The organism is Escherichia sp. MOD1-EC5495, from assembly GCF_002965965.1.
Classification (GTDB): Bacteria; Pseudomonadota; Gammaproteobacteria; order Enterobacterales; family Enterobacteriaceae; genus Escherichia; species Escherichia ruysiae.
Genome location: NZ_PTRI01000002.1, coordinates 172,034 through 189,924 on the forward strand (window position 1 = coordinate 172,034; position 17,891 = coordinate 189,924).

The following is a 17,891-nucleotide window of genomic DNA, read 5'->3' on the forward strand; positions in this document are numbered from 1 at the left end:
CCCCCAAACGGGGGCGATATCATAACATTTAGCGTGCAACCCGAAGGCCGTTTTCGACTCCTCGAGAGAACACCACTTGCCAGAGCTGAATATCACGGGCGCGGAAAGCACCAGCGCAAGCATTCAGATAATAGGTAAACATCCGTTTAAAGCGTTCACTGTAATTATCCGCAATTTCCGGCCATGCGGCGAGGAATCGCTCATACCAGGCCATCAGCGTGGTATCGTAATCGGCGCCAAAGTTATGCCAGTCTTCCATCACAAAGTGTGGTTCGCTGGATTGAGCGATCTGGCGCACGGAGGGCAGGCAACCGTTCGGGAAAATATATTTATTAATCCACGGATCAACATTCAGATCGGTTTTTTTCGAGCCGATAGTATGTAACAGGAAAATACCTTCCGGTTTCAGATTGCGATCCACCACCTCAAAATAGGTGTTGTAATTTTTCGGCCCGACGTGTTCGAACATTCCCACTGAAACAATGCGGTCAAATTGATCGTTCAGATCACGGTAATCTTGCAGCAAAATGGTGACATCCAGACCTTCACAGCGATCCTGAGCCATTTTCTGCTGTTCAGCAGAAATGGTGACACCTACCACGCTTACGTCATAGTTAGACGCCATGTAGTGCGCCAGTCCGCCCCAACCACAGCCAATATCCAGTACACGCATCCCTGGCTTCAACTGCAATTTTTCGCAGATCATTTTAAGCTTCGCTTGTTGGGCCGATTCCAGATTATCGGCATCTTTCCAGTAAGCGCAGGAATATTGCATGAAGGGATCAAGCATACGGCTGAACAGGTCATTACCCAGATCGTAATGCTCTTTGCCAACTATCCAGGCACGTTTTTTACTCTGCAGATTGAAGAGACGAGCGCCTGCGATGCGCAGAGTGTCTTTGAAATGATGGGGGAGTTGGTTTTCGAGACCTGCGCGTAAGACTTTGCTAAAAAACATATCCAGTCGTTCACATTCCCACCAGCCATCCATATAACTTTCGCCTAACCCCAACGAACCTTCCTGTAGAACGCGCTTAAAAAAATCGGGGTTTTTAACACGAATATCCGCCGGGGCAGAACCGTTGATGGCTATACCGGCGCGGCTAAGTAATTCGTTGGCGATTCTGTACCAGTTGTCATCCGGTACGCTGACTTCTTCTATACACGATGAACTCATAGTTTCTCCATCACTGGTCGGTGATCAGAACCTTAAAACAGCGTAGACGCTTTTTGGGCTTTGTGAGAAATCTCGCAGAAAATCCGCGAGTCTATAATCCGACGTAGAACAGAGGGAAAGGAGGAACCCTTGCCGAAATGACCATCCATAGCAATCCGGGAACGCTCCTGTCCCCGTAAAAACATAATATTTATCGTAATCTTAACAACTGGAAATTAGTATAGGCCGCTAATTTCAATCATACAACAAAATTTTGTTAGCAGCCTAAGTATAAAGATGTCGATATAGATCAATGTGATTCGCTATGAGCGACTTCGGCATTGCCATGATTCTGGCAACCAGGTTCTTCACAACGTTGCATCATGTAACCCAGAGAAGCCAGTACCACGGTCGATAACATCACGCAGGTGGTGGTGAGCAGTGGTGTGCTAACGCTGATGAGCCAGGAAACCACAAGGCTTGCGAGGAAGCACAGTCCCAGTTGCAGTGTGTTCTGCAATGCTGCGGCGCGGCCGGTCGCATGTGGGAAGGGGCGCAGCGCCTGCGCGACAACAATCGGGTAGATTGCACCGTTGGCAATAGCCATCACACAGAATGGGATCAGAATTTCGACCAGCGAAACATGGCTAATGAAGCCAGCAGCCCAGGTCGCCACGACGCTGACAGCAAACAGCGCCAGCAGCCACGGTAATAATTGTTTGCCTTGCCATTTCTGCAATGCTGCGCGACAGCCATAACCACCAATCAGAAACGCGATGGTTTGTGGTACATAACTTAAACCAATGACTGCCGGGCTATAGCCCATCTCGCTAAGGATGAACGGTGAACCGGTCAGCCAGGCAAAGAAACTGGCTGAACAGGCTGCATAAATCAGCACGTTGCCGCGATAGGTTTTTGAACGCAGCAGATCGGTAAAGGTCAGTCCATCCTGACTGTCGTTACGTGCTTTAGTCGTGGGTTTAAGCCAGAAAATGGGCAGAATCAGCACCACGGTAATGGCAAACAAGGTCGCGAAAATCGCCTGCCAGGAAAAATGAACCAGCAGCCAGCTACCTAAAAGAGGAGCAAGGGCAGGAGAGAGTCCCACCAATGGCATGATCGTGGCGAAAATACGATTCACTTTTTGTGAAGGATAGTAATCCGTCACCAACGCCTGCCAGATAACTGCGGCGGCACAGACACCAACCGCTTGCACAAACCGTAATACCAGCAGAGTGATGGCGTTATCCACCCATAACATCCCCAGACTACCTAATGCAAAAATTGTCAGGCCGATTAATAACACCGGTTTACGACCATAACGGTCGGAGAGCGGCCCCCACAGAAGTTGGGCTGCGGCAAAACCGGCAAGGAACAGACTAAGGCTGGCACTGACAGCAGACGCAGGCGTTTGCAAATCGGCCTGAATGGCGGCGAAAGCGGGCAGATACATATCGGTTGCCAGAAAACCGAGTACGCTCAAACCCGCCAGCCAGACTAAAAATCTTTTCCCAGGTTGCATGTATATTCTCTAAATTTCTCAATTAAACACCGTCGCAAAGTGTAGGGAGTGAAATTCCTGTTGTGAAACGGTAATATTTGATGACTGGTTTCAAAAATTTTGCAGGCAAACTATGTGGTCTGAGTATTCTCTCGAAGTGGTTGATGCGGTGGCGCGTAATGGCAGTTTTAGTGCTGCGGCTCAGGAGTTGCATCGCGTTCCTTCAGCGGTCAGCTATACCGTGCGTCAGCTGGAAGAGTGGCTGGCGGTGCCGCTTTTTGAACGGCGTCATCGTGATGTGGAACTGACCGCTGCCGGGGCGTGGTTTCTCAAAGAAGGGCGCTCTGTTGTCAAAAAAATGCAGATCACGCGCCAGCAATGTCAGCAGATTGCGAACGGCTGGCGTGGTCAGTTAGCTATTGCGGTGGATAATATCGTCAGGCCAGAACGTACACGGCAGATGATCGTTGATTTCTATCGCCATTTTGATGACGTTGAACTTCTGGTATTTCAGGAAGTATTCAATGGTGTCTGGGATGCGCTTTCTGACGGGCGCGTGGAACTGGCGATTGGCGCGACACGAGCGATTCCGGTGGGCGGTCGTTATGCCTTCCGTGATATGGGGATGTTGAGCTGGAGTTGTGTTGTTGCCCGCCATCATCCGCTTGTGTCAATGAATGGACCATTCAGCGATGATACGTTGCGCAACTGGCCGTCACTGGTGCGCGAAGACACCTCACGGACGCTACCCAAACGTATTACCTGGCTGCTGGATAACCAAAAGCGCCTGGTTGTACCGGACTGGGAATCATCGGCAACGTGTATTTCGGCTGGGTTATGCATCGGTATGGTGCCGACACATTTCGCCAAACCGTGGCTTAATGAGGGGAAGTGGGTAGCACTAGAACTGGAAAATCCATTCCCTGATTCAGCATGTTGTCTGACCTGGCAGCAGAATGATATGTCGCCTGCTTTAACCTGGTTGCTTGAGTATCTCGGCGATAGTGAGACGCTGAATAAGGAGTGGCTGCGGGAGCCTGAAGAGACTCCCGCAACGGATGATTAACGACGATAGTCGCGGAACGGGCCATCAGCCACGGAGCGACGTTCAATCAACCGTGGATGAACTTCAATTGACTGCGGTTCTTCGCGTTTGTTGACGATACGATCCAACAGCATATTGAACGCCGTTTCACCCAGCGAATCTTTTGGCTGATGGATAGTGGTCAGTGCCGGGGTAAAGTAGCGAGCATTGCGCACGTTATCATAACCGATCAGCGAAACATCCTGCGGGACGCGCAGACCCATTTCATCAGCGGCACAGAGCGCGCCCATCGCCATAATATCGCCGCCACAGAAGACTGCGGTAGGTCTGTGCGGTTGCGACAGGATTTGCTGCATGGCGCGATAACCTGATTCAGGCTCAAAGTCACCTTGCACAATCCAGTTTTCCGGCACCTTGATCATGGCTTCTTCCATCGCTTTCATAAAGCCCGCCAGACGGCCTGCACCGGTGTTACGCTCCAGAGGACCCGGAATAACACCGATTTCGCGGTGACCGCGTTCAATCAAATAGCGCCCGGCCATGTAACCGCCTTCAAAAGCGTTATCGATAACCGCATCGGTAAAGTCTGCTTTTGCTTCACCCCAGTCCATCACCACCATCGGGATATGGCGATACTCTTCCAGCATCGCCAGCAACGGTTCCGGATACTCAGAACACATCACCAGCAGGCCATCGACGCGTTTTTGCGCCATCATCGACAGATAAGCCCGCTGTTTCTCAAGATTGTTCCACGCATTGCCCAGAATCAGCGTGTAGCCTTTCTGGAAGCAATTTTTTTCTACCGCTTCAATGATCTCGGCGAAATAGGCCGCTTCGCTGCTGGTCGCCAGCAAACCGATAGACTTGGTGTGGTTGACCTTCAGACTACGCGCCACCGCGCTAGGGGAGTAGTGTAATTCTTTGATCGCCGCCCACACGGCATTGCGCGTTTCTTCAGCGACAAAACGTGTTTTGTTGATTACGTGTGACACAGTTGTAGTGGAAACGTTTGCTCGCTTCGCTACATCTTTTATTGTTGCCATTCCATTTCACTCCAGACCCTAACTTCAGCTCCTGCAAAATCGCAAGGTAAACGTTTGCCTTTACACACCTTACGCACAACAAAAGTGTTGCGGTACGCCGGGAAAATGACACAGAGCGTCAGGAAGGGGTCAATGGCCAGTACGCAAATAATGTAAGCGTGGAATTTTGGCCGATCTTGATGAAAAGGGGAAGTAGTAAAAACACTTATCATTATAAATGGCGGGAGATTTTTTCATCACAGTATGTAAAAATGCGTAATATCACTTTTTGTGGGGTAATAAAAAGGAGAAAACTTGATGAGCACCGACCTTAAATTTTCACTGGTAACAACCATTATCGTTCTTGGTTTGATCGTGGCCGTGGGTTTGACTGCCGCGCTGCACTGATTTCCCCTCGAGGGAGCGCGTTCTCCCTCACATCTCCTTCCTCTTTGTTAGCAAATTGGCAAAAGTGTTTTCTCTTTTTGTTATTTTCATTCTTTTGTGATTGATGTCATGCTTTCGCCACTTTGATGAACATCGCGTGATGACGCGAAGAGGTGGAGATTAGGCATGAAAATTAACTATCCGTTGCTGGCGCTGGCAATTGGCGCGTTTGGTATCGGGACAACGGAATTCTCGCCAATGGGCTTGTTGCCCGTTATTGCGCGTGGTGTGGATGTCTCGATTCCAGTTGCCGGAATGTTAATCAGCGCCTATGCGGTTGGCGTGATGGTTGGCGCGCCATTGATGACGCTTCTGCTTTCTCATCGTGCCCGCCGCAGTGCGCTGATTTTCCTGATGGCGATTTTCACCCTCGGTAACGTACTTTCTGCCATCGCACCGGATTATATGACGCTGATGCTTTCACGCATTTTAACCAGCCTGAATCATGGGGCGTTTTTTGGCCTGGGGTCTGTCGTGGCAGCAAGCGTGGTGCCAAAACATAAACAGGCCAGCGCAGTTGCCACTATGTTTATGGGCTTAACCCTGGCGAATATCGGTGGCGTTCCGGCGGCAACCTGGCTTGGGGAAACTATTGGCTGGCGTATGTCATTTCTGGCAACGGCGGGGCTGGGTGTGATTTCAATGGTGAGCCTGTTCTTCTCTTTACCTAAAGGTGGCGCAGGAGCGCGGCCTGAAGTGAAAAAAGAGCTGGCGGTACTGTTGCGTCCACAGGTGCTGTCTGCATTGCTGACGACGGTGCTGGGCGCTGGTGCAATGTTCACCCTCTACACCTATATTTCTCCGGTGCTGCAAAGCATCACCCACGCAACGCCGGTGTTCGTGACAGCAATGCTGGTGCTGATTGGTGTCGGGTTCTCTATCGGTAACTATCTCGGCGGTAAACTGGCAGATCGTTCGGTCAATGGTACGCTGAAAGGCTTTTTGCTGCTGTTGATGGTGATTATGCTGGCGATCCCGTTCCTGGCACGAAATGAGTTTGGCGCGGCAATCAGCATGGTGGTGTGGGGCGCGGCAACCTTTGCGGTCGTACCGCCGTTGCAGATGCGAGTGATGCGCGTCGCCAGCGAAGCGCCGGGTTTGTCTTCATCAGTAAATATTGGTGCCTTTAACCTTGGAAATGCGCTGGGTGCCGCAGCCGGTGGTGCAGTGATTTCCGGTGGTCTGGGATACAGTTTTGTGCCGGTGATGGGGGCGATTGTCGCGGGGCTGGCATTGTTGCTGGTATTTATGTCAGCCAGAAAACAACCTGAAGCAGTTTGCGTTGCCAACAGCTAATAAACAAAAACGCAGAAGGATAACCTTCTGCGTTACAGTTTGCAGGCAAAGTGCGATTTATCTTGCCGGATGTGGTGTTAATGACTCATCCGTGTTGGCATGGAGCGAAGCGCATCAGGCAATGTTGCATTTGCCATCAGTTATTATGCAGCGAGATTTTTCGCTACGAATTCCCAGTTTACCAGCGCCCAGAAGTGCTCCAGATAACCCGGACGTGCATTGCGATAGTCGATGTAATAAGCGTGTTCCCAGACATCAACGGTCAGCAGTGGAGTTGCATCGGTGGTCAGCGGAGTACCCGCGTTAGAGGTGGAAACGATAGCCAGTTTGCCATCGCTGTTTTTCACCAGCCAGGTCCAGCCAGAACCAAAGTTTTTGATCGCAGCATCAGTAAACTGAGCTTTGAAATCAGCAAAGCTGCCAAAAGAAGCGGCGATAGCTTCAGCGACTTTTCCAGTCGGTTCGCCACCGGCGTTCGGCGCCAGGCAGTTCCAGTAGAAAGTGTGGTTCCAGACCTGAGCAGCGTTGTTGAATACACCACCTTCAGAGCTGCGAATAATCTCTTCCAGTGATTTACCTTCAAACGCAGTACCTTTGATCAGGTTGTTCAGGTTAGTGACATAAGTCTGATGATGTTTGCCGTAGTGATACTCGATAGTTTCCGCAGAAATGTGCGGTGCCAGAGCATCTTTAGCATATGGTAGTGCAGGTAATTCAAATGACATTGCTACTCTCCTTTATTATTAATTGGCATACGTACAATAGCCTTATTGTGCGTATGGATAGGGTAGCAAATTAAAAGGTGATACAAAAGATGAACTTACCCTGTTGCCGTAACAACAGGGTAAAGTTTTAGCGAAGTGTTTTTGGGGTCATCATCCGACGAGCACCAACATAGTGGCGTTGCCAGTAATCTTCACTTAACGAAGTGATTTTAATTTCCTGACCACTGCGTGGTGACTGAATAAATTTGCCGTTGCCGACATACACGCCAACGTGATCGGCGGTTCCGCGCCCCTGAGTGCGGAAGAAAACCAGGTCGCCGTTTTTCAGTTCGCTGCGATCGATCGGCGCGGCATCACGTAAGTGATACATTTCGTTAGCCGTACGTGGAATACGGATCTTCACCAGATCTTTATACGCATAATAAACCAGCCCGCTGCAATCAAAACCGGTACGCGGTGAGCTGCCGCCCCAGCGATATGGTTTGCCAATTTGCTGCATCAGCTTATTCATAGCCACTTTTGTGGCTTTCTGTACTTTGGCTTTATGCGCGTCGGCGATGGTTCCCTGTGTGGCATTTTTGACTTTCACGCAACGTGACTTATAGCCTTTACGTTTGGTGCACTTTTCCGTAAAGCTGGCTGACGCCGTTTTATTGACGGCTTGTTTGCTGCGAGTTTTGGCGTTTTTAGAAGCAGTAATGGAGGATTTTTTAACGGAAGAAGCAGTTTTATTTTTAGTAGTACTTTTACTGGCGGCTTTTTTCGCTGTTTTCTGGCTGGCTTTATTGGCCTTTTTGGTGGTTGCCGTGCTTTTCTTTTTATCTGCTTTTTTGGTGATGTGAGTGGTAGCAGAACTCTCCCTGGCTTGCTTTGAAGCATGTGCCATAGGCGTAAAAGGCAGGGTAGTAAAAAGTAAAGCACAGAGCGTGATCGAAATACGGTTTATCCGCGCCACTGAGCGTCCCTCTGTTAAGGCAGGTCTATCATGCCTGCGTCTGATTTACAAAACTTGATGATTCTAATGCATAGAAGAAGAGAAAGTTAATAGCTTTTATTGTTAAAAAATACGTTTCGTTGGCGAGCGCAAAAAAATGCAGCAGGCAAAGCTAAAAATGGTTATAAAAACACCACGTTGTTGCGTGCCAGAGAAGAAAAAAATATTTGAAATGCAACATTTAGAGCAAAGGGATAAAATAGCAAAAGCGTGATGAAAATGTTATTTTCCGTTGCCGCACTGACCCGCTACAATGTCAGATTACTGCCGTAAAGAAGTTTGAGGAAGCAAGACAATGAGCACCACTATCGAAAAAATCCAACGCCAGATTGCTGAAAACCCGATCCTGCTGTACATGAAAGGTTCACCGAAACTGCCGAGCTGCGGTTTCTCTGCCCAGGCAGTCCAGGCGCTTGCCGCATGTGGCGAACGTTTTGCCTATGTTGATATCCTGCAGAATCCGGACATTCGTGCGGAACTGCCGAAATACGCTAACTGGCCGACTTTCCCGCAACTGTGGGTTGACGGCGAACTGGTAGGCGGCTGTGATATCGTGATCGAAATGTATCAGCGTGGCGAACTGCAGCAGCTGATCAAAGAAACTGCCGCTAAATACAAGTCTGAAGAGCCGGACGCGGAGTAATCCGTCCTGCAATACTGACGGATGCAAACAAGTATCCGTCAGTCCTTTTCTATCCCCAATCCAGCCCTTGTGGTGAACTTGAAAATCCCGCCTCACGCAGCAGCGTAAACATCGGCGTTTGCCGGACGGGTTGATCATTCACTTCTGTCAGCGTAAAGCGCAGCCGTGGTTCGCGACGCAGCGCGGTGGTCAGCGCCTGTAAAACCTCTGGCGCGAGTAATTCCTCTTTTTCCTGCCAGACCAGCATTTTTTTGCCGCCTTGCGCCAGATAGAGCAACAATTTGCCGCCAGAAACAACCACCAGCGCACCCGCCCGACGCGTTGGCACCAGCGTTGCCGGATGTGCAGGCCAGGGCAGGATATTTCCCCACACATTAGCCGGATCGTTGGCAGAGAGCGCCACTGGCGTGAATTGCTGCGGTTGGCTGGCGGCGGCGAGATCGCGCAATCGGTCAATAGTCAGGCTATCAGCAAATTGCGCACCGCCCAGACCTTCAACAAAACGACCACACATAATTCGCCCCGAATCTTCCATGCTGCGACAAAGCGTTTGCATTGATGGAAACCCGCCAGGGATATTCTCGGCTATCACCGCCTGACGACTGACGACTGACGATGCCGTAGCGGTCGAGCATATTCTCCGCCAGCGCCAGCATCCTTTCAGTATCGTTCAGTGGCTCCACCTGTAATAACGACCAGCGCCCAGCCAGCTTCGGCGTGTTGTAAGATACCAGCGGCGAGATGGGCAACGTATAGGCAGGACGTCCACGCCGAGCCCGGAGGCTGCGGCGAGCTGAGGCGCGCGCGCTGGTGCTGCTGCGGGCGAGGGCGCGTAACGGTGCCCAAATATCGCTGGTAATGACGCCCTGCCAGACCAGCTCCCATAACGCTTCTTGCAGGGGCGACGCATTTACCGGTTGACCGATTTTCTCGCCTACCCGTTGACCGATTTGTTGCGCAAACCAGGCACCACCATCAGCCAGAACCGCGATAATTGCTTGCTGAATCGCTGAACGTTTCGCGTGATCATTTTCTACTGGTGTTAACGATTCTGCGGCATATTCCTGCAAATGCAGAGCCACCAGACCGTCATCATCCCCCAGTCTTTTTTGCCCCGACCAGATAACTGCGCCGGTTGCCAGCAGTTCATCAAGCATTTCTGGCGAATAGTCGCGCACGCGGGCTGGCAGGATCTGGCTTTCCCAGAGTGAGGCGGGTAAACCAACACCGGCAAGTTGTTCGATAACCCGCATAACGCCATCCACACCCTCATAAACGCCTGTAGACGTTGTGGCAAAGAGCGCCGGGCTGCCATCGGTGGCGGGTAACACGCCCTGACGTTCCAGCAGCAATCGCGCATAGACTGTAGACGGAACTGGACGCGTCGCTTCTCTGGCAGCCTGCAGCGAGCGTAAGCGCAGACGACGGAAAACTTCGTCACTCACCCAGACGTCTTGTTGCAGATTCATCATCAACCCCTGTTCGCGCAGTTGCTGAAGTTGCTCTTCGACAACGGCAATACCGAGGCCAAAATCACGGGCAAGTTGTTCAGCCGTGACCAGGGCATGAGTCCGCAGATAGCGTAGAAAGAGATCGCGAAGCGGGGAATTTACGCGGTGCAGGTAGATTTCCGGTAGTGAGTGTGGCAGCTGTACACCGAGGGCGTCCCGTAGCCTGGCGGCGTCATCCATGCAGGCCAGGTGCTTCTGACCTGCAATCATTGCCAGGAAGATTCGTTTTTCTGCGAGAAGATTTTCCACATACGCCTCAATCTCTTCACCGCTGCCTGTATGCCGTTGTACCAGATCTTCAAACGTCATTGGCCCCAGTTCGCGTAGCAGATCAAACAAACCTTCTTCACCTTTCGCTTTTCTGCCAGCCGCTAGTCGCTGTAACTCTTCTTCCACCTGGCGAATGACCTGCGGGTCGAGTAATTCACCCGGATCGACCTGGCCGAGTAGATTGCGCAACAGCTCGCTGTCCAGCGACAGTACGGACGCCCGGCGCTCTGCCAGCGGGGCGTCGCTCTGGTACATAAACTCCGCGACATAGTCGAACAATAAACTGGCGGCGAAAGGCGAGGGCGTAGCGGTCGTTACATCGGAGATTTGTATTTCGCCACCGTTCAGGCGACGCATCAAACGTTCCAGCGCGGGAAGATCATAAACATCTTGCAGGCATTCGCGCAGGGTTTCGAGAATGACTGGAAAATCAGGATAACCCTGGGCGATTTCCAGCAACTGGCTGGCTCGTAGTCGTTGTTGCCACAGTGGCGTGCGATGCCCCGGCGTGCGACCAGGCATCAGCAATGCCCGCGCGGCGCATTCACGAAAACGGGCAGCAAAAAGCGCCGAGCTGCCCACCGCTTCACGGACAATTTGCAGCAACTTTTCCGGCTCAAACAAGAAAATGGCAGCATCAGGCAATTTGCCATCGGTGTCAGGAATGCGCGCAACAATACCGTCATCACTGGCAACGACTGAGGCGTCTGCGCCCCATAGCGCATGTATTCGCCCGGCAATCGCCAGCGCCCAGGGTTCATGCACGCGTCTTCCATAAGGAGAGTGCAAAATAATACGCCAGTCGCCAATTTCATCACGGCAGCGTTCGAGAACCAGGTGACGGCTTCCGGGGACAACGCCCGTTGCGTTTCGCTGCTCGTCAATCAGCCCCTTAATATTGGCGAGCGTATTTTTTTCCGCCAGCCACGGAGGGATATTCGCGGAAAAGAACGCGCCATCCGCCAGCAAATGGAGAAAATCGCCGATCATCTCGCCTAATTCAGCGGGACGTCCGCTACCTTCACCGCGCCAGAAGGGAAGTCTGGCGGAGCGTCCGGGCGCAGGCGTCACAATCACCTGATCGCGGGTGATTTGCTGGATCCGTCAGGAGGTAGCCCCGAGGGTGATAATGTCATTCACCCGCGATTCATACACCATCTCTTCATCCAGTTCTCCTACCCGACGAGATCCTGCCTGTTCTTCACCTGCCGGCAATAACACGCTGTACATGCCACGATCCGGAATGGTGCCACCGCTGGTCACAGCCAGCAGTTGGGCGCCAGGACGCGCAGTTAATATTCCACTTTCCCGATTCCAGATAAGTTTTGGGCGAAAAGTGGAAAAATCACCAGAAGGATAGCGCCCGGAAAGCATATCCAGCGTGGCGTCAAAAACGCACCTCGGCAGATCTTTCCACGGTGCGGCACGGCGCACGCGGGCGTACCACTCATCAACCTGTAAGGCGTCCATCGCCGCAGCGGCAACAGTTTGCTGCGCCAGAACGTCGAGTGGATTATGCGGTGGTGTCAGGCTTTCCAGCTTGCCAGCGAACATACACTCCACAATAACTGCGGAATCGACTAAGTCACGCCGGGTACGGGGGAAAAAAAGCCCTTTGGAGATGCCTCCAACCTGGTGTCCGGCGCGCCCAATGCGTTGTAACCCGCTGGCGACAGAGAGCGGCGTCGCCACCTGAATCACCAGATCCACCGCGCCCATATCAATCCCCAGTTCGAGACTGGAGGTTGCGACCACGCAGCGTAATTCACCCGATTTCAGCGCCTGTTCGGTGATTGCTCGTTGTTCTTTAGAGACGGAGCCGTGGTGTGAGCGGGCAATATAAACGTCGCTACTTTGTACACGGTTAGAGGTTGCGCCGGAGGTCGACTCGAAATGGGCCACATCAACGGCGAGAGAAGGGGAACGCTGTAATCGTGCGGCGTAAAGCTCATTTAATCGTGCCGTCAGTTTTTCCGCCAGTCCGCGAGAATTGGTGAAAACAATGGTTGAGCGATGGCGCAACACTTCATCAAGAATGCCGGTTTCAATATATGGCCAGATTGATCCCTCTCTGCCTGCGTGGCCCTCTTCTCCGGTGCCGATGGCGACCGATGAGACATCATCCATATTGGCAACAGGAACGACAATACGGATCTGCGGATGGCGCATTGCGGGAGGGTTGACTATCGTAACCGGGCGATCGCCACCCAGAAATTCCGCCACATCGCTGACCGAGCGCACGGTGGCGGAAAGACCAATTCGTTGTGCAGAGGTGTTTAGCAACGCATCGAGTCGCTCCAGGCTCAGTGCCAGATGTGCGCCACGTTTGCTGCCTGCCACGGCATGGACCTCATCAATAATCACCGTTTCGACGCCGCGCAGCGTCTCTCGCGCGCGGGAGGTCAGCATCAGGTAGAGTGATTCGGGCGTGGTGATCAGAATATCCGGCGGATTACGGGTCAGTTTGCTGCGTTCCTGTGCGGGCGTATCGCCAGTGCGGATACCCACACGAATGTTGACTTCCGTTTCGCCACGCCGCCGCCGCTCATCCGCAATGCCCTGTAACGGGATCTGTAAATTGCGCTGAACGTCGGTGCCTAAGGCTTTAATCGGTGAAATATAGAGGATGCGCGAGGTTTTACGCTTATGCGCCTCGCTGGCGTTGTATCCGCCTTCGCGGAAGAGCCGATCGAGGGCGTAGAGAAATGCTGCCAGCGTTTTCCCGGAGCCAGTCGGTGCAATCACCAGCGCATGTTTGCCTCGCGCCGCCACATGCCAGGTTTGCGACTGGACAGCGGTCGGCTGTTTAAAGGCGCGAAGAAACCAGTCGCGGGTCGCCGGTGAAAAAACGTCCGGCAGCGGCGATGAAGGATTTGGGTTATCTGCCATTAACGCTATTCCCCGTGAATATAATGCATGATGCGTGGAATAGCCTCACTATAGATGCCTGAATCATTGCATGTCATCAGGCATCGACTCGATTACACCTCTTCGGCGGCAGGCAGCGGCCAGCCTCCCAGACGTTTCCAGCGGTTGACGATTTCACAAAACAGCACGGCGGTGCGCTCGGTATCGTACAGCGCGGAGTGCGCCTGAGTGCTATCAAACTCCATGCCAGCGGTCTGGCAGGCTTTTGATAATACGGTTTGTCCGAGCGCCAGCCCGGCCAGTGCAGCAGTGTCAAAAGTGGCGAAAGGGTGGAACGGGTTACGTTTCAGCGAGGCGCGTTCTGCGGCGGCCATCATAAAGCTATGATCAAAATTGGCGTTGTGCGCCACCATAATGGCGCGGTTACAGCCGCTCGCTTTGATGCCTTTACGGACAACTTTAAAAATTTCGTGCAGCGCCTCGTATTCGCTGACCGCGCCGCGATCGGGATCGTTCGGGTCAATGCCGTTGAAGGCGAGGGCTTCTGGTTGCAAATTAGCGCCGACAAACGGCTCGACGTGGAAATGTAATGTGGTGTCCGGCACCAGCCAGCCTTGTTCATCCATTTTCAGGGTGATGGCGGCAATCTCAAGCAGCGCATCGGTTTTGGCGTTAAATCCGGCTGTTTCAACATCGATCACAACAGGATAAAAACCACGAAAACGGTCGCACAGACCGGTAAGTTGAGCGTTATCGGACATCTGATTCTCTTAATACGGAAAAATTGCAGCGCGCATTATGACAAATATTACCCGCTGATGCAGTAAAGATGCGGGCGTGATGAGTGCACGCCCGGCAGGAGATTAGTTGCCCAGACCGCGACCGGCGTCTTTCTCTTCGATCAATTCAATTTTATAACCGTCCGGATCTTCCACAAATGCGATAACCGTAGTGCCGCCTTTTACCGGGCCGGCTTCACGGGTCACGTTACCGCCGTTCTGACGGATTTTTTCGCACGCTTCAGCGGCGTTATCAACGCTAAGGGCGATATGACCATAAGCGGTGCCGAGTTCGTATTTATCCACGCCCCAGTTGTAGGTCAGTTCAATCACCGCTTCTTCGGTTTCCGGGCCGTAGCCAACAAACGCCAGTGAGTATTTGTATTCCGGGTTTTCGCTGGTACGCAGCAGTTTCATGCCCAGCACGTTGGTATAAAAATCGATGGAGCGTTGCAGATCGCCAACGCGCAGCATGGTGTGAAGAAGACGCATTTTTATATCCTCAAAATGGCTAACAGATTCAAAATGTTGTTTTAGTATAGCGGCGGGTTTGCGCCGCTCGCAATGTTGGATTACAGCGTAGGGTAATCGGTATAGCCTTCCGCGCCGCCACCGTAGAAACTTTCGGCACGCTGTGGGTTAAGCTCAGCTTTGCGCTGCAAGCGGGCGACCAGATCCGGGTTTGCAATCCAGTCACGACCAAATGCCACCGCATCAATTAACCCTTTGCCGATCAGCGTTTCTGCTTTTTCTACCGTATATGCACCAGCCCCGATAATTGGACCGTGGAAACGGGCGCGTACTTTTTCGCGGAAAGCCTCGGTATATGGTTTGCCGCCTGCCCAGTCTGGTTCTGACATATGCAGATAAGCAATGCCGCGTTTGCCCAGTTGTTCAATCAGATACAGCGCATCGGCTTCTTCATTCGGGCCGTTATCGGTATTCTGGAAAGTACCGATTGGCGAAACGCGAATGCCAATGCGATCGGCACCCCATTCTTTTATTCCGGCATCAACGACTTCCAGTACCAGGCGTGCGCGATTTTCCACGCTACCGCCGTACTGATCGGTACGATGGTTTGAAGAAGGCGACAGGAACTGATGCAGTAAATACCCGTGAGCGGAGTGAAGCTCCACCAGATCAAAACCGGCTTCACGGGCGTTAGCGATGGCCTGGCGGAAATCATTGACGATACCCGGAATCTCTTCCAGTTCCAGTGCACGCGGCATAGATGTCTCGACACGGATCGCCTGACCATTTTCATCGCGCAGAGAAGTACGGGTTCCCGCACTAAGTGCCGAAGGTGCTACCGGAGCCTGGCCGCCAGGTTGCAGGCTGGCGTGAGAAATGCGCCCCGTATGCCAAAGCTGTACGGCGATATGACCATTTTCAGCATGAACACCAGCGGTGATTTTTTTCCATGCTGCGATTTGCTCTGGGCTATGAATGCCAGGTGCGCCCGCATACCCTTTTGCCTGAGCGGAGACTTGAGTGGCTTCGCTAATAATCAAACCGGCACTGGCACGTTGGCGATAGTATTCCGCCATCAACGGAGTAGGGATATCACCCGGTTCAATGCTGCGCAGACGCGTCAGAGGGGCCATAAAAATACGGTTTGCCACCGTGATCGCGCCCACTTTTAGTGGAGAATACAGTTTTTCAGATGACATAAAGGCTCCCGGTCGTCTGATGATGAAAAAATGCCTGCTAAACGGCAGGCGTCGCAATAATGGTTTTTACATGTGTCAGCGCGTTTTCCAGTGGCCCGGAACTGCGCGAAATTTTGGCCTGCAGATTTGCGCCCAGCCACAGCGCGTAAAGTACTTGCGCCTGTTGCAGCGGTTCGCCACAAAAGGTTAAACAGTGGCTGGCACGGCCATTTTCCAGTGCCTGGGCGAGCAGGACGATTACCTGGCGTGCACCTTTATCCATTGCGTTACGCATATCTTCTGACAGGTCACACACTTCGGCAGAGAGCTTTACTGTCAGGCATCCGCTGATAGTTCCATGCTGGCAAAACTGATTAAGCGTCTGCTGGTAATAAGCCAGAATGCGGTCGCGGTAGTTACCTTCACCGGAATGCAGTAACTCCGTCAGTCGCAGGTGATATGCCGCGTAATGACGCTCAAGCATGGCAACGCCAAACGCTTCTTTAGAGCGAAAGTAGTGATAGAACGACCCTTTCGGCACTTCAGCGGTTTTTAGTAATTCGCTTAGCCCCATCCCGGTGAATCCACGTTGCAGGCAAAGTTGCTCACCCGTAGCCAGGAGGTGTTCGCGAGTATCATGTTCGGTGTGTTTGTTCATGCGTTCGAGTGTAGTAGACCAGTCGGTCTAGTGCAAGCAAAGTTGCTACTTTGGGCATTAACAGCTTCAATAGTGGTAATAATCTCATCTCAGGAGGGCGAAATGGCGGAGCAATTAGAGTTCTTTCCCGTCCAGAGCCCGTGCCGGGGAATTTGCCAGTCTGATGAACGCGGATTTTGTCGCGGCTGTTTTCGTAGCCGGGATGAGCGTTTTAACTGGAATAAAATGAGTGATGGCGAAAAACAAGAGGTGCTGCGCCTTTGTCGGCAACGACTTATGCGTAAATTACGTGCAAATAAGCCAGCGTCATCAGACGAACCGGAGCAACCATCACTCTTTTGAGCATAATCTTGCGTATACTCCTCTCATATCTGATAAGAGGAAGCGATTATGGTTCAGCGTATTACTATTGCGCCGCAAGGCCCGGAGTTTTCACGTTTCGTGATGGGCTACTGGCGACTGATGGACTGGAATATGTCCGCTCGCCAGTTAGTCAGTTTTATTGAAGAGCATCTGGATCTCGGCGTGACTACCGTGGACCACGCTGATATTTATGGCGGTTATCAGTGCGAAGCGGCGTTTGGCGAGGCGTTGAAACTGGCGCCTCATTTGCGTGAACGAATGGAAATTGTCAGCAAATGCGGTATCGCGACGACCGCGCGTGAAGAAAACGTCATTGGTCATTACATCACTGACCGCGATCACATCATTAAGAGCGCCGAACAGTCGCTGATTAATCTTGCGACCGATCATCTGGATCTGCTGCTGATCCATCGCCCCGACCCGCTCATGGATGCCGATGAAGTGGCAGATGCGTTTAAACATCTGCATCAGAGCGGAAAAGTACGCCATTTTGGCGTATCCAACTTCACGCCTGCGCAATTTGCGCTGTTGCAATCGCGTCTGCCGTTTACCCTTGCCACTAATCAGGTGGAAATATCCCCGGTGCATCAGCCGTTACTGCTGGATGGCACGCTTGATCAACTGCAACAACTGCGTATTCGCCCGATGGCCTGGTCTTGTCTTGGCGGTGGTCGTCTGTTTAATGATGATTATTTCAGGCCGCTACGTGATGAACTTGCTGTGGTGGCGGAAGAATTAAACGCGGGCTCTATCGAGCAGGTGGTTTATGCCTGGATATTGCGTCTGCCATCGCAGCCGCTGCCGATTATCGGCTCCGGTAAAATTGAGCGTGTGCGGGCTGCTGTCGAAGCGGAAGCATTGAAAATGACCCGCCAACAATGGTTCCGTATCCGTAAAGCGGCACTGGGTTACGACGTACCGTAAACACTTTTAGGAATAGCCGCCGTTCAAATATGTGTCACTG

At 52.2% G+C, this 17,891-nt stretch carries 15 protein-coding genes and 1 pseudogene; 6 read left to right on the top strand and 10 right to left on the bottom strand.

All coding sequences use genetic code 11. The features are described from left to right. Positions 1-28: 28 nt before the first annotated feature. Both cfa and punC read right to left on the bottom strand, forming a co-directional pair. Positions 29-1,177 (bottom strand): cyclopropane fatty acyl phospholipid synthase, encoded by a 1,149-nt coding sequence (cfa, locus tag BEG40_RS02510; protein ID WP_000098915.1) that lies wholly within the window; start codon positions 1,175-1,177, stop codon positions 29-31. Positions 1,178-1,466: 289 nt separating this feature from the next. Continuing rightward, positions 1,467-2,678: a purine nucleoside transporter PunC gene (punC, locus tag BEG40_RS02515; protein ID WP_001182342.1), complete on the bottom strand. Its 1,212-nt coding sequence runs from the start codon at positions 2,676-2,678 to the stop codon at positions 1,467-1,469. A 112-nt stretch (positions 2,679-2,790) separates the two neighbouring features. On the opposite strand from punC, the gene punR reads away from it, so the two are divergent. Then, a complete protein-coding gene (gene punR / locus BEG40_RS02520; RefSeq protein ID WP_000269488.1) occupies positions 2,791-3,723 on the top strand; it encodes a DNA-binding transcriptional activator PunR in 933 nt (310 codons plus the stop codon). Here the strand turns inward: punR and purR are convergent. After that, the gene (gene purR / locus BEG40_RS02525; RefSeq protein WP_000190978.1) at positions 3,720-4,745 is read right to left on the bottom strand and encodes an HTH-type transcriptional repressor PurR; all 1,026 of its coding nucleotides are present in this window, start codon (positions 4,743-4,745) and stop codon (positions 3,720-3,722) included. The two genes, punR and purR, sit on opposite strands and share 4 nt — an antisense overlap. 297 nt (positions 4,746-5,042) lie before the next feature. Here purR and cydH point away from each other — a divergent pair, with 297 nt between their 5' ends. Both cydH and BEG40_RS02540 read left to right on the top strand, forming a co-directional pair. Then, positions 5,043-5,132: a cytochrome bd-I accessory subunit CydH gene (cydH, locus tag BEG40_RS02535; protein ID WP_000102278.1), complete on the top strand. Its 90-nt coding sequence runs from the start codon at positions 5,043-5,045 to the stop codon at positions 5,130-5,132. A 165-nt stretch (positions 5,133-5,297) separates the two neighbouring features. Continuing rightward, complete coding sequence (locus tag BEG40_RS02540; RefSeq protein ID WP_105284827.1) at positions 5,298-6,467, top strand: MFS transporter; 1,170 nt, start codon at positions 5,298-5,300, stop codon at positions 6,465-6,467. Positions 6,468-6,610: 143 nt separating this feature from the next. Here the strand turns inward: BEG40_RS02540 and sodB are convergent, their stop codons facing one another. Further along, positions 6,611-7,192 carry a superoxide dismutase [Fe] gene (gene sodB, locus BEG40_RS02545; protein WP_000007283.1) on the bottom strand — a complete coding sequence of 194 codons (582 nt, stop codon included), beginning with the start codon at positions 7,190-7,192 and terminating at the stop codon, positions 6,611-6,613. A 127-nt stretch (positions 7,193-7,319) separates the two neighbouring features. Then, positions 7,320-8,147, bottom strand: coding sequence for a peptidoglycan DD-endopeptidase MepH (gene mepH, locus BEG40_RS02550; RefSeq protein ID WP_105284828.1), 828 nt, complete (start codon positions 8,145-8,147; stop codon positions 7,320-7,322). A 334-nt stretch (positions 8,148-8,481) separates the two neighbouring features. On the opposite strand from mepH, the gene grxD reads away from it, so the two are divergent. Then, positions 8,482-8,829 (top strand): monothiol glutaredoxin 4, encoded by a 348-nt coding sequence (grxD, locus tag BEG40_RS02555; protein ID WP_000108172.1) that lies wholly within the window; start codon positions 8,482-8,484, stop codon positions 8,827-8,829. Between the two features lie 49 nt (positions 8,830-8,878). Here the strand turns inward: grxD and BEG40_RS02560 are convergent. The 5 genes and pseudogenes from BEG40_RS02560 to BEG40_RS02580 all read right to left on the bottom strand — a co-directional run bounded on the left by BEG40_RS02560 (position 8,879) and on the right by BEG40_RS02580 (position 16,564). Beyond that, positions 8,879-13,499, bottom strand: a pseudogene (locus tag BEG40_RS02560) (ATP-dependent helicase). Between the two features lie 92 nt (positions 13,500-13,591). Continuing rightward, the gene (rnt, locus tag BEG40_RS02565; RefSeq protein WP_105284829.1) at positions 13,592-14,239 is read right to left on the bottom strand and encodes a ribonuclease T; all 648 of its coding nucleotides are present in this window, start codon (positions 14,237-14,239) and stop codon (positions 13,592-13,594) included. 102 nt (positions 14,240-14,341) lie between these two features. Continuing rightward, positions 14,342-14,749 carry a lactoylglutathione lyase gene (gloA, locus tag BEG40_RS02570; protein WP_001237802.1) on the bottom strand — a complete coding sequence of 136 codons (408 nt, stop codon included), beginning with the start codon at positions 14,747-14,749 and terminating at the stop codon, positions 14,342-14,344. Positions 14,750-14,829: 80 nt separating this feature from the next. Further along, positions 14,830-15,927, bottom strand: a complete 1,098-nt coding sequence (nemA, locus tag BEG40_RS02575; protein WP_016158203.1) for an N-ethylmaleimide reductase — start codon at positions 15,925-15,927, stop codon at positions 14,830-14,832. A gap of 37 nt (positions 15,928-15,964) precedes the next feature. Beyond that, a complete protein-coding gene (locus BEG40_RS02580; RefSeq protein WP_105284830.1) occupies positions 15,965-16,564 on the bottom strand; it encodes a TetR/AcrR family transcriptional regulator in 600 nt (199 codons plus the stop codon). Between the two features lie 102 nt (positions 16,565-16,666). Here BEG40_RS02580 and BEG40_RS02585 point away from each other — a divergent pair, with 102 nt between their 5' ends. Both BEG40_RS02585 and BEG40_RS02590 read left to right on the top strand, forming a co-directional pair. After that, positions 16,667-16,906, top strand: coding sequence for a DUF1289 domain-containing protein (locus BEG40_RS02585; protein ID WP_000840481.1), 240 nt, complete (start codon positions 16,667-16,669; stop codon positions 16,904-16,906). Positions 16,907-16,954: 48 nt separating this feature from the next. Continuing rightward, positions 16,955-17,851: an aldo/keto reductase gene (locus BEG40_RS02590; protein ID WP_000250648.1), complete on the top strand. Its 897-nt coding sequence runs from the start codon at positions 16,955-16,957 to the stop codon at positions 17,849-17,851. Positions 17,852-17,891 lie beyond the last annotated feature (40 nt).